Raw genomic sequence first — 13,556 nt, forward strand, 5'->3', positions numbered from 1 at the left:
GCCGCTCGCTCGACCGCTTCGTTCAACGCGGCGTCGTCCGTCGCCGCGACGACGAGCGCGGGCGCGGCCCTGTCGAGCCACGTTCCCACGTCGGCCGGGTCGATGCGGACTTTGACGAGCGACAAGGGAGGTCGCTCGTCGCCTTCGTCCTCGAAGAGGGGTTCGAATTCGTCCGCGAACGCCGCCGCAACGACGACGACTTCCGCTTCGCGCGCGAAGCGGCGCGCCTTCCGATAGCCGACCCGTCCGCCGCCGAACACGAGCACGCGCTCCCCGCGGAAGTCGTGGAACAGCGGAATCATTCCCGGAGGGTGAACTCGACCGTCTCGTGCTCGCCGCCGTAGTACGCTCGGAGGAGGGCCGCTTCGTCGTCGTATCCACCGTTCGGGACGATTCTCGCGGGAACCGACGCGGTAAGCGGCGGTTCGTCGAACGGGTACGGGTCGAGTCGGAACTCGTCGTCGCCGAGGGGCGTCACCGTCATCGAGACGTCCGCGGTTTCGGGCGACGTCGGCACCGAATCGATGGTCGTCTCCTCGGGCCGTTCGCTGGTGCAGAGGACGAGCGACAGGAAGTCCCACACCTGCAGGAGTTTGTAGTTACACCACAACCTGCTCTCGGTTCCCTCGGGTGGCTCACCCTCCTCGTGCAGCTCGGTGAGGAGGTCGATGTCGGCGTCCGAAAGTCGTGTGTCGGCGTCCGAACGTCGCTCGGTGCCGCGTTCGCCATCGTCTTCTCTCCCGTGTAACTCCCCCGCGAGACGGGTCTGTCGCCGTTCCTCGCGGTCCACGAACTCCTCGAAGGCGGGCGGCGTGTCGGGCCACGACGACGACAGGCCGTAGCGGCGGCGGCGAAGCCCGGAGCCGTGCATCGACGTCACGAGTCCGGCGTAGTCGTTCAACTCGATGACGCTCTCGATGCCGCCGTCGTAGAACGCCACCCACGCGTCCGCCGGGACGCTCAGGAAGTCCACGACTTCGCCGTCTTCGAGGTGCGGCCGTCGGTCGTACTCCCACCAGCCGTCGTCGTGCGCGTCCGCCGCGAGCACCATCGCGGCGAAGGGTTCGGGGCGTTCGAACGTTTCATTCCCCCAGTGCTCGGCGAACCGTCCGGCCAACCTCGCGTGGTCGGGTTGGGTGATGAACCGATAGTGGCCCTCCCCGTCGGCGATAATCATGTCTCGACATTGGCACGGAACCGGCATAAAAGCGCGTGCCGACCCGCCGACGGCGGGTCAGCGGGTCGGTCGTCGCGGTTCCCCGCTCGGCCGCAGTCGGTCGGGGTTCCCTGTTGGCCCGTCGGGTTTCCCCCGTCTCACTCCGAATCGGCGTCGGGACCGATGGTGATGACGGCCGTTCCGAACGGTTCCATCGGCTTTTCGAACGTGGCGGTCAGTTCGTCGTTCGGAAAGATTCCGAGAATGTGCGCCGTCTCGTCCCCGATGTTTTCGATGCTGTGTGGTGCCTCGACCGGAACGAGTGCGATTTCGCCCGCCGACAGTTCCGTCGTCGCGTTTCCGACCGTCGCCTCCACGGTTCCGGCGGTCACGTGAAGCAACTCCTCGTTGCTGTCGCGGTGTGTCGGGAGGTAGTTTCCGGGTTCGAGTTCGATGCAGACCAGCATCAGGTCCTCCCCCGAAACTCCGCTCGCTTGCGGCGTCCCCGGCGACAGCGGGAAGTAGCCGCGTAGTCGCGCGTGTTCGTCGCCTTCTTGCCACACGTCGGTACCCTCGAACTGGTAGAGTCGGACCGGTTGCAGGTCCTCGTCCCGTGATTGTACTGCCATGGTTTCCCCCTCTCTCGTCGCTCGCGGTGGGGTACGCGGAACGAACCGTCCGCGAGATTATATCCCCGTTCGACGCTAGGCGGATTCGAAGCATGACCCTTTCGTGGGGCAATTTTCCGACAGAAAGGGTGCCGGTAGGCGGTCGCTATCGTCCCGCGGCGACGGCGGTACGGACCCCATACTCTTGCGGGGATGGCTCGTGCTGTGGACGAACGATGGCTCCCGAGACGAACCACGCCGACGATTGCGTATCGGACGACTGTTCGCGCTGCCGGGACGACGCCGTACTTCGCGTCGTCCGAACCGAAATCGACGCTGGCGTGAGTGCCGCCAGACCGTCGTCCGGCGACTCCGCGAGCGTCTGTCGGGACTGTTTCGCCCGCCTCCGCGCCGACCCGGACGCGTCGTTCAACAGCCTGTTCGAGGACGGGTCCGACGCCGCCCGCTCCACGAGACGGTTCATCAAAATCGAGCGACTGTAGCGTCGTCCGTGGCGTCTTCCTCAGTATTCGGGCGGCACGTAGAGGTTGAGCGTTTCGAGCGGCTCCTCACTCGTGTTCGTGATTTCGTGCGTCTCGCGCTCCTCGATGCACACGAGGTCGCCCGCCGAGAGGTGGACCGTCTCGCCCTCGACGATTGCTTCGCCCTCTCCCGACGCGACGAACAGCCACTGCTCGCTCCCCTCGTGGCGGTTGTCCGGGCCGCCGGTCGATTGCCCCGGTGACAGAACCATGGCGGCGGCTTGTGCTCGTTCGGTTTCCAGCAGTACGTCGAACCAGTCCGCCGTTTTCGTGGTCGTTCGCTTCACGGGGTCGCGTTCGTTTCCAAGCGCCAGAAGCGTTCGGGTAGCTGTGCAGCAGCGCGTCCACTCGTCGATTTATGTTCGCTCGACCCGTTTTGGTAGCCATGCCAGAGAGGGGGTACGCGGAGAACGCGGCTGGCGGGGGATTGCTGTCGCTGCTCTACCGGCTTCGTCGGGGGGACTCGGTGACGGTCGGCACCGACACCGGACCGCTCAGAAGTCCGCGGCAGTTCACCGTCGAACGAATCGCCGAGGAGCGCTCGGCGCGCGACGACGAGATATATTACCGGGTCCACCTTCGCGGGTCGCGCGACGGCCACTACGTGGTGATGCCCGAGAAACCGCAAGGGAAGGGCGCTCACGTCCCGCCCGAACTGTTCTATCAGCACCCGAACGACGGCGACAGGTGGGGCGAACCGGCGGAGGACACCGAGGGGAGCGTCGTCTTCCTTCGAGTAACCGCCGGAGCGCCGGTATCGACGGAGTAGAGTGGTGGGGAGACTGGTTCCGAGGTTCCGAGACGGTCGGACTGTTCCCGACGGTCGAACCGACTCCCGTCGATTGGACCGACTTCGGGACGCTCACACCGACTCGACGAACAGGTCCAGTTTCGAATTCGGCTCGTTCACGGTGAGCCGCACCGCGTCGAAGTGGCCGTCCGCCGTGGTTCGGTAGATGACGCCGCGAATCCCGCCGCCGACGCGCCCGAACGAGAATTTCGGACGGTGTGCGTAGGGCTTCTCGAATTCCACCGTCGCCCGGCCCGAGCCATCGACGGACACGCCGCGGTGCACGTCGAACGCGGGGGTGTGGTCGCGCACCATCGATTTCGCGCTCCCGATGTGCCACGGGTTTCGAACGTCCGACCAGTTCCCGTCGTAGTAGTTGTCCGTCCCGCCGTCGCCCTCCACGATTGCCGGAGCGCCGCTCCGGTAGATTCGGTTGCACCGGACGATGTTTCCGGTGCTACGAATCAACAGTCCGGCTTCGTGTCCCTCCCCGGCGGCGAACCCGCGGACGTGGTTGTCGCTGATCTCGTGGTTCGTCTCACCCCCCGCCGAGAGGATTCCGACGCGTTCGAGGTCTCGGAGGCGGTTCCCTTCGACCGTGACGAACCGCGCGTTTTCGAGGATGATTCCAGTTCTGCCGGCGTCGGAAATCGTGTTTCGCGCGACGAGACCGTCCTCGCTCCCGGCGATTCTGATGCCGTCGCTCGCCACGTTCCGGATGCGATTTCGGGCGATGACGAAATCCGAGATTCCGTCGGCGACGTTGATGCCGCGGCCGCCGTAGCCGTACAGGTCGTTGTCCACCGCGGTGATGTGGTCCGCCCGGTCGATGTCGAGCGAGATGCCCGAGAAATCGTCGCGTCGCTCTTGCAAGCTGACGTTCCCGTCGATTCGAACGTCTCGAACGGTTCCCCCGAACCCGAGGTGGCAGAACGATTTGTGGTGGCCGAACCCGAGGTTGTCGGCGATGACGACGTCTCCCCCGCCGTCGGTCAAATCGTCCCCGCCAATGCCGACCAAGCTCCCCTCCGGGTTGTTCCCCATCACGTTGCCGACGACGGCGACGTTTTTCCCCTGTCGGTGGCGACCCTTCCGCCACACGTCACAGGAGATGGAGCGGTCGAGCCCGTTCGTGAGGACGTTCCCGGAGACGACGACGCGCGTGCCCCCGACCTGAATCCCCCTGTCGCCGATGTCGTGAATTCGGTTGCCGACGATGCGGACGTTCCGGCTGGCCGGTTCCACGCTGATGCCGCTCCCGCCGGTGCTGTGTTCGTGGTACGGATGCGTCCGGGTCACGTAGTTTCTCGCTATCGTGACGGTCTCCGCGTCCTTCACCACGATGCCGTGACACAGCTTCGTGAAGACGCTCTGTTCGTCGGGATTCCCGTCGAAGCCGATGCCGCGAATCGTGACGTTCGAACAGTGGCGGTGATGACCGACGCGAAAGCCGCCCGCGTTGGCGTCCGCCGCCGGTTTTATCAGCGTCCGAACGCCGGGACCGACGACGGTCACGTCGTCCACGTCGATATCGAGCCATCCGGTCGTCCGGTACGGCGCGTTCTTCGCCGTGATGAGAATCGTCTCGCCGGGCGAGAGGTTCTCGAACGTCGATTCGAGTTCGTCGGTCGTCGTGACGACGGAATCGGCCACCGCTCGCGTCCGTCGCTCGTTCCGCGTGTCGGTCGCACGGCCGTCGTCCGCTCCCCACCCCGTGAGCGCGAACGCCAGCCCAGCAGTTCCCCCAGCACCCGCCGCCTTGGAATATCGGGCATTCTCCGTGAGACCCACGACGCCGACCACCCACTGATTTGTGGCCGCGGGCGTCGGCTCGCCGCGACTCCGCTCGCCCCTCGTTTAACCGTCTGTTAATCGTTCCAAGGGACGCATTACAAATTATTAGGACGTCTTTTCATTTCATGAGATGTGCCCTGCTAAACGTTCAATCCCGAGACCACACCCGGAGAAACGGACGCTCCGGACAGACACGCTCCCGCCGAAGAACCGGAGGGACGTCGGACGATGAGCGAACTTCCGGACGTGACTCGTCGTCGTTTCTGTCGGTCGGCGGGTGCGCTCTCCCTCCCGCTCCTCGGTTCGACGGCCGCCGCCCGGTCGACGGACGGGCGGGTCGTGTTCATCTACGACGACTCCCCGGAGGAGGACTACACTCGAATCTTTCCGGTTCATCAGGACGAGGGCGTTCCAGGGTGCGTCGCCGCGGTTTCGGACCGCATCGGCCACTCGTCGTGGCTCTCGCCGGAGCAGTTGCGGGAGATGGAACGCGAGGGCTGGGAGATGATGTCCCACTCCGTCCGCCACCGCGCGCTGGGCGAAATCGCGGTCACGCGGGACGTCGAACCGGGCGAAACGAAGCTGTACGTGGAGTCGAACTTTCACGAGCGCGTTCCCGGCGACGAAATCGTGGTGGACGACGGCCGCCGGACGGAAACGTTCACCGTCGCTGACGGCGGCGAGGATTCCACCGGCGAGTACCTCGTGGCGGAAGAACCGCTTCGGACGGCCTTCCGCGCGAAGGACGGCGTGACCGAACGCTACACCGACGACTTGCTTCGGCGGTCCCTGAAGAACTCGAAGGAGACGCTGGAGGGCTTCGGCGTGAACGTCTCCAGTCTCGTCCTCCCATTCGGGCGCACGCGCGGTCGGGTGCAGGAACTGGTCCCCGACTACTACGACGTGCTGGCGAACGAACACCACGGCGGCTTCAACGCTCGGGGCTCGCTCGACCGCTATCACCTCGGCCGCGCCGTCTTCCGCGACGGGTCGATGACCGAGGCCGAAATCGGGGCGTTCCTCGACCGCGTTCGGGACGAGGACGCCCTCGGGATATTCGTCGGGCACAGTCAGGACGGCCACCTCGCGCCCTCCCGCGTTCGGGCGACGATTCGCCTCGCCAAACGCCGGAACCTCGAAATCGTGACGTTGCGGGACGCGCTGGAGGAGTTCGACGCGCTCCCGGCGACCGCCGAACCCACGACGCCCGCTCCGTCCACGACACGGACCACCTCGTCCGCCACGTCCACCGCGTCGACGTCGGCCCGTGGGCACCCCTCGTCGGGGACGACCGGCGACCCGTCCGATACGAAATCGGCGGGTGACGACACGCCGTCGGCGAGCCAACTCGGCGCGGCGTCGCTCCTCGGCGCGCTCGGTCTGGGCGCGCTCGGCTACTTCCGTCGGCGATAGGTCGCTCGGCGGTCGCCCTTCGCGCGCTCGCCGTTCTCCAGCGAGCCTCGCCCGCGTCAGCACCGCTTTATTCCTCGATACTGTCGGGACGAACGTGTCCAGTTCTCGCTCCCGGTTCATCGCCGCGCTCTTCGCCTTCGTCGCGCTGGCGTGGGGCGGTTCCTACGTCGCAATCTCGGTCGGCCTGCACAACCTCCCGCCGGTGTTCTTCGCCGCGAGCCGCCTCGACATTGCGGCGGTCGTCCTCCTGCCGTCCGTCGTCGCGTGGTTCGACGACTGGCGGCCGACGACGACCGGCGATTGGCTCACCGTTTGTGCCGCCGGGCTGTTCGTCGCGGGGGAACCAACGCCTTCCTGTTCGTCGGCCAGCAGACCACGCCGAGCGCCGTCGCCGCCGTGATATTCGCGCTCAATCCGATACTGGCGACGCTGTTCGCGTGGGCGCTGCTGCCGAGCGAACGGCTCTCGGTCGTCTCGGTCCTCGGCGTCGTCCTCGGGATTCTCGGCGTCGCCATCGTCGCCGACCCGACCCCCGAGATGCTCCTCTCGGCGCGGGGACTCGGCCCGTGGATACTCCTCTGTGGCGCGGGCTGTCTCGGGTTCGGCACCGTCCTCACGCGGCGGTTCGAGACGACGCTTCCGACGCTCGTGACGACCAGTTGGGGCCTCCTGTTCGGCGGCCTCTTCCTCCACGTCGTGAGCTACGGACTCGGCGAGCACGTTTCGACCGCGTGGAGTTCGACGCTTCTGGTATCGATTGCCTACCTCGGCGTCGTCGCCACCGCGGGGGCGTACTCGGCGTACTTCGAACTCATCGCGCGCATCGGCGCGGTTCGCACGGCGCTCGTCTCTTACGTCGTCCCCGTCGTCACCGCGATTGCGGGCTGGCTCCTCGTCGGCGAGACCATCACGCTCCACACCGTCGCCGGATTCGTCGTCATCGCAACGGGCTTCGCGCTGACCGAACGGCGGACGCTCGTCGCCGGACTTCGTGACGGCGGCGGGACGGAAACGGACGCGTGACCGTTCTCGGACCGCCTCGCTTCCCGACGTCGAATCCTACCACCATTCGCATTTCTGGGTGGCGCGCGCTGGCGAGGCGGTGAGGCCAGCGGTTAGCCGAACCGTCTCGGTGAAGCGTGCGAGGGATGAGTATCGGAGGCCGAAGGCCGAGAAACGCAATTGGTTGGGGAGGGTGTGGCTGTCGCGGATGCTGTGCGGTCGCTGTGTTTTGGTGGGACTGAAAGGGGCCGCCCGCTCGCGCTTGTCGTGGTCGTTTCGGCGACCCCTCTCGACGAGGCGCGCGGTTTGTGCCGAGTCGAGATGTCGCCGAACGGCCGCGAGCGTGGCGGGGGCTTTCAAGGTCGTCTCTTCGGCGGTTGTGATTCAGTTACTCTCGACTGTAACACGTAGCGAACGTGGCGGGGGTGTTCGAAGTCTGCTTTCCGGCAATCACACCGGAGTCGGCGTTCTTTCGATGCCGTTCGAGGGAGTCAGTCCTCGTCTAGCGCGAGCGTCCCGAAGAACCGGTCGGCGACGATTTGGAAGAGGCGTTCATTGATGACGGGCGAGTCCATGTCGGTGTCCGCGAAGATGCCGAGCGATAGCTGTCCGCCCGCCCGGTCTTGGTGGCCGCCCGCGGTGCCGAACTCGGAGAACGCGCCGTTGAGTGCCATCCCGATGTCGATTCGGGGGTCGAACGAGCGTCCGCTGAGCCAGAGGTCGCCGTTGACGACGCCCATGACGAGGACGGTCCGGATGCCTTCGAGTCGGAGGAGGTACTCCGCGGCCTGTGGGAGCGCGCCGCTGTCGGACGTCTGTCCGATGCTGGAAACGAGGACGGACCCCCGCATGGTCCGGTGATGGATGGCCCGTCCGACCGCATCGAGCGTCTCCGGGGTGAGCGACGACCCGTACACCTCCTCGATGAGGTCGATGTCGGCGTAGGGAAAGAGGTCGAGCGCCGCTCGGTAGTCGAGTCTGGTCGGATAGCGGACGTCGTCGAGTCGTTCTCGGTGGATGGCAAAGAGCAACGCCGAGGCGACCAGTTCCGGCGGGTCATCGTCCCAGTTGGTCACGTACTCCGCCAGAATCGCCGCCGTCGAACCGTACTCCGGTCGCGTGTCCACGAACGAGGCGTCCGGGTCTCCGGGCGGTTCCACGTTGTCGATGACGACATCGGCGTCGACGGTCGGTGGGATTTCGACTTCCGTGCCGGAAATCGAGTGGTCCACGAACGCCACGATGTCGTAGTTTTCGAGGGAGGCGTCGTCGATATCCTGCAGGCTGATGTCGAAGATGCCGATGAACGAGCGAATCTCCTGATGGGTGATGTGGCCCTGATAGAAGATGTCCGTGTTGGTCACGCCGTTTCGCGCGGCGATCCATTGGAGCGCATATGCACTCGCCAGACAGTCCGGGTCCGGCTGGTAGTGACAGACGATTGCCAGCGAGTCGGTGTCTTCCAAAACGGTCTCCAGTTCTTCGGCTTCCCCGACGGCAACTTCCCCCATACGAGACACTACGTGTGTACGTAACAGGAAGCTGCCGGTTGGTTTCACCGTCGAACAGAAAAATGAACGAGTCGGTCAGTCGGAGAGTTCGGTCAGTTCGTCGGGCGTCGGGACGATGCCGAGCTGTTGCATCATCCCGAGCATGTCCCAGTTGGCCCACGTCTCCGTTATTTGGCCGTCCCTGACGCGGTGCATGGCGAGGCCGGTGATTTCGAACGTCTCGCCCGTCGGCTCGTGGCCGACGAACTCGCCTTCGTGGGTGCCGGTTTCGGTGCCGCGGAACACGACCAAATCGCCCTCCCCGATCATCTCCTCGATTTTTACCTCGGCGTCGGGGAACGCCTCCCCGAACGTCCGAATCATCGCTTTGAACTCGTCCGCGTCCTGCGTCCCCGACGGCGCGTCGGGGTCGTAGCGGACGTAATCCGCCGCGAGCAGTTCGTCCGCGACCGCCTCGTTCCCCTCGTTGACGAACTCGTTGATGAGCCGATTGACTACTTCCTTGTTTTCGTCTACGTCTTCCATAGGTCCCCCGCGCACGGGTACGTCGGCGGGGTACAAAGTGTTGTCCGAGAAGAATCTCTTTGGGACCAGAGTCGTGACCGCTCGGGGGTGTCGAACACGGCGAAACGGCCGCGACCACCCGGAAGTAATCTGACAATGAGTGGTAAATATTATTTCATATTATCATAACATTACTATCGGGCAATGTTTTAGGTAGGCCTAAAAACCGATGGGTTTACGTTGGTTTAGGCGAGCCTAAAACCTGTATGCAGCGATGGAAGCCCCGAAGAGCACGGATAGCGACGGCTCTACCACGCGAACCGACGGAGTGGTCGCGATGAGCCGTTCCGAAAGCGAGCGGTTGCTCGCAAAACAAGCGCGGCGCGAGTCGAACGCGCGGACGTACCCGCGTCATCTCCCCCTCGCAATCGAGCGCGCGGAGGGGGTCACCGTGGAGGACGTGGACGGTCAGGAGTACTACGACTGTCTCGCGGGCGCGGGGACGCTCGCGCTCGGCCACAACCACCCGGTCGTCGTGCAGGCCATCGAGGACGTATTGGACGCGAGCGGCCCGCTCCACACGCTCGATATCACGACGCCGACGAAGGACGCGTTCGTGGACCGGTTGTTCGAGAGCCTCCCCGACGAATTCGCCGACACCGCGCGCGTGCAGTTCTGTAGCCCCGCGGGAACCGACGCCATCGAGGCGGCGCTGAAGCTCGTCAAGACCGCGACCGGAAACCGCTCCCTCCTCGCGTTTCAGGGCGGCTATCACGGGATGACCCACGGCGCGCTCGGGCTGATGGGCGACACCGACCCGAAGGCGGCCGTTCCGGGGACGATGCCCGACGTCCACCACCTGCCGTACCCATACGACTACCGCTGTCCGTTCGGCATCGGCGGCGAGGACGGCCACCGAACGTCGAGTCGGTACGTCGAACGACTGCTGGACGACCCGGAGAGCGGTATCGTCGCCCCCGCCGGAATGGTGCTCGAACTCGTGCAGGGCGAGGGCGGCGCGGTTCCCGCCCCCGACGAGTGGACCCGCGAGATTCGGCGGCTGACCCGCGAACGCGACATCCCGCTCGTCGTGGACGAAATTCAGACCGGACTCGGCCGGACGGGCGAAACGTACGCCTTCGAACACGCGGACATCGTGCCGGACGTGGTGACGCTCTCAAAAGCGGTCGGCGGCGGCCTCCCCCTCGCGGTGGTCGTCTACGACGAATCGCTCGACGTGTGGGAACCGGGCGCGCACGCCGGGACGTTCCGCGGCGACCAGTTGGCGATGGCCGCCGGGCAGGCGACCATCGAGTACGTCCTCGAAAACGACCTCGCCGCTCACGCGGAGCGGATGGGCGAGCGCCTCCGAAGTCACCTCGACGGGACCGCGGAGACGTTCGATTTCGTCGGCGACGTTCGCGGCCGCGGGCTGATGCTCGGTGCCGAAATCGTGGACTCGACGTCCGAACCGGACGAACTCGGCAGTTATCCCGCCGCGCCGGACCTCGCGTCGGCCGTCCGCGCCGAGTGTTTCGACCGCGGTCTCATCGTGGAACTGGGCGGTCGTCACGGCAGCACCGTTCGATTCCTCCCGCCGCTCGTCGTCACGAAGGACGACATCGACGCCATCGCGGAACGGTTCCACGACGCTGTCGCGGCGGCCGAGCGCGAGGTGGTGACGGCATGACGAAGGCCGACGCGAAGGAAATCGAGAAACGTGAGAGCGCGGACTCGTTGTTCCTCGGCAGCGACGAGGGGGACGACGCCTACCGGCGGGCGATGGCAAAAGCGACCGACGCGGTTCTCGATTCGGTCGGCGACGGCGAGCAACCCTACTCCGGTCAGTCGCCGGAATCGCTTCGAGAACTGTTCGCGGACGAACCGATGATTCCCGAGGAGGGTACGGGTGTCGAGGAAGCCATCGAGGACGCGAAGTCGATACTCCGGAACTCCGTGAACGTCTCGAACCCGACCTGTTTCGCCCACCTCCACTGCCCACCCGCAGTGCCGGGACTTGCCGCGGAGGCGATGCTCTCCGCGACGAATCAGTCGATGGACTCGTGGGACCAGAGTCCGGCGGCGACGATGCTCGAAACGCGGATGGTCGAGGACCTCTGTTCGCTCTTCGGCTACGACGCCGACGCCGGAGACGGGGTGTTCACCAGCGGCGGCACGCAGTCGAACTTCCTCGGACTCCTGCTCGCCCGCGAGCGGTTCGCCGCGGAACGCTTCGGCACCGACGTTCAGCGGTCGGGTCTTCCGCCGCGCGCGAAGGCGATGCGAATCCTCTGCTCCGAGGAGGCACACTTCACGGCCGAACAGGCCGCCGCCCACCTCGGGTTGGGGGAGAACGCGGTGACGACCGTCGAAACCGACGAGGACCGACGGATGTGCCCGGACGCGCTCGACCGAACCCTGTCGGACCTCCACGAGCGGGAACTGGTCCCGTTCGCCCTCGTCGGCACCGCCGGAACGACGGACTTCGGGAGCATCGACCCGCTTTCCGAACTCGCCGACCGGGCGGACGAACACGACCTGTGGTTCCACGTCGATGCGGCCTACGGCGGCGCGCTGGCCGCGAGCGACCGCCACCGCGACCGGCTCTCCGGCATCGACCGCGCGGACTCCATCGCCGTCGATTTCCACAAACTGTTCTACCAGCCCATCAGCTGTGGCGCGTTTCTACTGCGCGACGGCTCGCGGTACGAACACATCGCGCGAAACGCCTCCTACCTCAACCCCGAAGGGGACAACGCGCCGAACCTCGTCGCCAAATCCGCCCAGACGACGCGCCGCTTCGACGCGCTCAAACCGTACCTCACGTTCAAGGCCGTCGGACGGAGCGGATTGGCCGCCCTCATCGACGGCACCATCGACCTCGCCGCCGACGTCGCGGACCTGCTCGCGGAGGACGATTCGTTCGAACTGGTCGCCGAACCGACGCTGAACGCCGTCGTCTTCCGCTACCGGCCGCACGACGACCTCTCCGACGACCTGCTGGGATGGATAAACGAGGCGATACGCGAGTCGCTGCTCCGGGAGGGCGAGGCGGTCCTCGCCCGAACCGAAGTCGATGGCGTTTCCGCGCTGAAGTTCACCCTCCTCAACCCGCGGACGACGTTCTCGGACGTCGCCGCCGTCCTCGATACGCTCGAACGGCGCGGCGATTCGCTGTGTGCCGTCTCGCCGGAGGTGAGTCGATGATTCCCCCGAGCGCGACCGACGACCCCGACGCCGTTGCCGCCGCCGCGACGACCCACGCCTTCCTCAACTCCTATCTCCGGGAGACCGGCGACTACGAGGTCGTCGAAGATTCCTCGGCGGAGTCCGGGAACGCGATTCGGTTCGAACTGTCGGCCGTCGGCGTCGAAGTCGTCGTTCCGCTTTCGTACCGGTCGGAGACCGGTCGTCACCTGTTCGACCTCCCGGCGCGGTTCCACGCGGGTGGCGAGTGGACGACGCTCGACTACGCGACGCTGGCGTCACTCGTCGTCGAGGACCTGTCGCAAAAACGCGCGGACGACCACGCAACGGACGAATTCCTCGGACGCGTGCTGTCCAGTAAGCAGGCGACGGAGCGGTTCGTCGGCGCGCGCGCCGACGACGGCGAGCGGTTGTACGGCACCGACTTCGAGTTCGCCGACGCCGAGCAGTCGCTCGTCTTCGGCCACCTGCTCCACCCGACACCGAAGAGCAGGGAGGGAATCGCCGCCCGCGACGCGCCGACGTACGCCCCGGAACTGCGCGGGTCGTTCCCGCTTCATTACTTCCAGGCGTCCCCCGAACTCGTCGCGCACGATTCGGCGCGGGACGAGAGCGCGACCGAGTGGGTGAAATCCGAACTCCGCGACGACCCGGCCGTCTCCGAGTCGTTCGTCGCGGAACACGTCGAAAGCGACGACGCACTGATTCCGGTCCACCCGTGGCAGGCCGAACACCTGCTCCGCAAGCCGTTCGTGGCGTCGCTGTTGGACGACGGGTCACTCGAACACCTCGGTCCGGTGGGTCGGGACTTCTATCCCACCTCGTCGGTTCGGACGCTGTACAGCCCGGAATCGTCGTTCATGGTGAAGGGGTCGCTCGCCGTCACCATCACGAACTCCGAGCGGACGAACAAGCGGCCCGAACTGGAACGCGGCATCGCCATCACCGAACTCATGGACACGGCCCTCGGGGACGAACTGCGGTCGCGGTTCCCCGACTTCGACGTGGTGCGCGACCCGGCCTATTTGA

At 65.9% G+C, this 13,556-nt stretch carries 16 protein-coding genes; 8 read left to right on the forward strand and 8 right to left on the reverse strand.

Going from position 1 to position 13,556, the window contains the following annotated elements:
- The 3 genes from BG842_RS06390 to BG842_RS06400 all read right to left on the reverse strand — a co-directional run.
- A partial coding sequence (locus BG842_RS06390; protein ID WP_303645356.1) for an NAD(P)-dependent oxidoreductase occupies positions 1–302 on the reverse strand: 302 nt, incomplete at its 3' end.
- Complete coding sequence (locus tag BG842_RS06395; protein WP_069450131.1) at positions 299–1,177, reverse strand: DUF3891 family protein; 879 nt, start codon at positions 1,175–1,177, stop codon at positions 299–301. The genes BG842_RS06395 and BG842_RS06390, both read right to left, overlap by 4 nt.
- Before the next feature lie 137 nt (positions 1,178–1,314).
- Positions 1,315–1,785: a cupin domain-containing protein gene (locus tag BG842_RS06400; protein WP_069450132.1), complete on the reverse strand. Its 471-nt coding sequence runs from the start codon at positions 1,783–1,785 to the stop codon at positions 1,315–1,317.
- 215 nt (positions 1,786–2,000) lie between these two features.
- On the opposite strand from BG842_RS06400, the gene BG842_RS06405 reads away from it, so the two are divergent.
- Complete coding sequence (locus BG842_RS06405) at positions 2,001–2,267, forward strand: hypothetical protein (RefSeq protein ID WP_007981955.1); 267 nt, start codon at positions 2,001–2,003, stop codon at positions 2,265–2,267.
- A gap of 20 nt (positions 2,268–2,287) precedes the next feature.
- Here BG842_RS06405 and BG842_RS06410 read toward each other — a convergent pair whose 3' ends face one another.
- Positions 2,288–2,593 (reverse strand): cupin domain-containing protein, encoded by a 306-nt coding sequence (locus BG842_RS06410; RefSeq protein WP_069450133.1) that lies wholly within the window; start codon positions 2,591–2,593, stop codon positions 2,288–2,290.
- Positions 2,594–2,691: 98 nt separating this feature from the next.
- On the opposite strand from BG842_RS06410, the gene BG842_RS06415 reads away from it, so the two are divergent.
- The gene (locus BG842_RS06415; protein WP_069450134.1) at positions 2,692–3,075 is read left to right on the forward strand and encodes a hypothetical protein; all 384 of its coding nucleotides are present in this window, start codon (positions 2,692–2,694) and stop codon (positions 3,073–3,075) included.
- A 93-nt stretch (positions 3,076–3,168) separates the two neighbouring features.
- Here BG842_RS06415 and BG842_RS06420 read toward each other — a convergent pair whose 3' ends face one another.
- Positions 3,169–4,887, reverse strand: coding sequence for a right-handed parallel beta-helix repeat-containing protein (locus BG842_RS06420; protein WP_254662947.1), 1,719 nt, complete (start codon positions 4,885–4,887; stop codon positions 3,169–3,171).
- A gap of 231 nt (positions 4,888–5,118) precedes the next feature.
- On the opposite strand from BG842_RS06420, the gene BG842_RS06425 reads away from it, so the two are divergent.
- The 3 genes from BG842_RS06425 to BG842_RS06430 all read left to right on the forward strand — a co-directional run bounded on the left by BG842_RS06425 (position 5,119) and on the right by BG842_RS06430 (position 7,326).
- Positions 5,119–6,303, forward strand: coding sequence for a polysaccharide deacetylase family protein (locus BG842_RS06425; RefSeq protein WP_069450135.1), 1,185 nt, complete (start codon positions 5,119–5,121; stop codon positions 6,301–6,303).
- Positions 6,304–6,397: 94 nt separating this feature from the next.
- Entirely contained in the window at positions 6,398–6,703 is a 306-nt protein-coding gene (locus BG842_RS31170) for an EamA family transporter (RefSeq protein WP_254662948.1), read from the forward strand.
- A complete protein-coding gene (locus BG842_RS06430; protein WP_254662949.1) occupies positions 6,616–7,326 on the forward strand; it encodes a DMT family transporter in 711 nt (236 codons plus the stop codon). The genes BG842_RS31170 and BG842_RS06430 overlap by 88 nt, the downstream gene beginning before the upstream one ends.
- Positions 7,327–7,362: 36 nt before the next feature.
- Here the strand turns inward: BG842_RS06430 and BG842_RS28690 are convergent, their stop codons facing one another.
- The 3 genes from BG842_RS28690 to BG842_RS06440 all read right to left on the reverse strand — a co-directional run bounded on the left by BG842_RS28690 (position 7,363) and on the right by BG842_RS06440 (position 9,341).
- Positions 7,363–7,665 (reverse strand): hypothetical protein, encoded by a 303-nt coding sequence (locus BG842_RS28690; RefSeq protein ID WP_139136043.1) that lies wholly within the window; start codon positions 7,663–7,665, stop codon positions 7,363–7,365.
- Positions 7,666–7,796: 131 nt separating this feature from the next.
- Entirely contained in the window at positions 7,797–8,816 is a 1,020-nt protein-coding gene (locus BG842_RS06435) for a bifunctional oligoribonuclease/PAP phosphatase NrnA (RefSeq protein ID WP_069450136.1), read from the reverse strand.
- 75 nt (positions 8,817–8,891) lie between these two features.
- A complete protein-coding gene (locus BG842_RS06440; protein ID WP_007981942.1) occupies positions 8,892–9,341 on the reverse strand; it encodes an ester cyclase in 450 nt (149 codons plus the stop codon).
- A 316-nt stretch (positions 9,342–9,657) separates the two neighbouring features.
- On the opposite strand from BG842_RS06440, the gene BG842_RS06445 reads away from it, so the two are divergent.
- From BG842_RS06445 to BG842_RS06455, 3 genes are all read left to right on the forward strand, one after another.
- Positions 9,658–11,010: a diaminobutyrate--2-oxoglutarate transaminase gene (locus tag BG842_RS06445; RefSeq protein ID WP_069450138.1), complete on the forward strand. Its 1,353-nt coding sequence runs from the start codon at positions 9,658–9,660 to the stop codon at positions 11,008–11,010.
- The gene (locus BG842_RS06450) at positions 11,007–12,527 is read left to right on the forward strand and encodes an aspartate aminotransferase family protein (protein WP_069450137.1); all 1,521 of its coding nucleotides are present in this window, start codon (positions 11,007–11,009) and stop codon (positions 12,525–12,527) included. The genes BG842_RS06445 and BG842_RS06450 overlap by 4 nt, the downstream gene beginning before the upstream one ends.
- On the forward strand, positions 12,524–13,556 hold a 1,033-nt coding region (locus BG842_RS06455; RefSeq protein ID WP_303645357.1), incomplete at its 3' end, for an IucA/IucC family siderophore biosynthesis protein. The genes BG842_RS06450 and BG842_RS06455, both read left to right, overlap by 4 nt.

This window comes from Haladaptatus sp. W1 (assembly GCF_001723155.1).
Lineage (GTDB): Archaea > Halobacteriota > Halobacteria > Halobacteriales > Haladaptataceae > Haladaptatus > Haladaptatus paucihalophilus.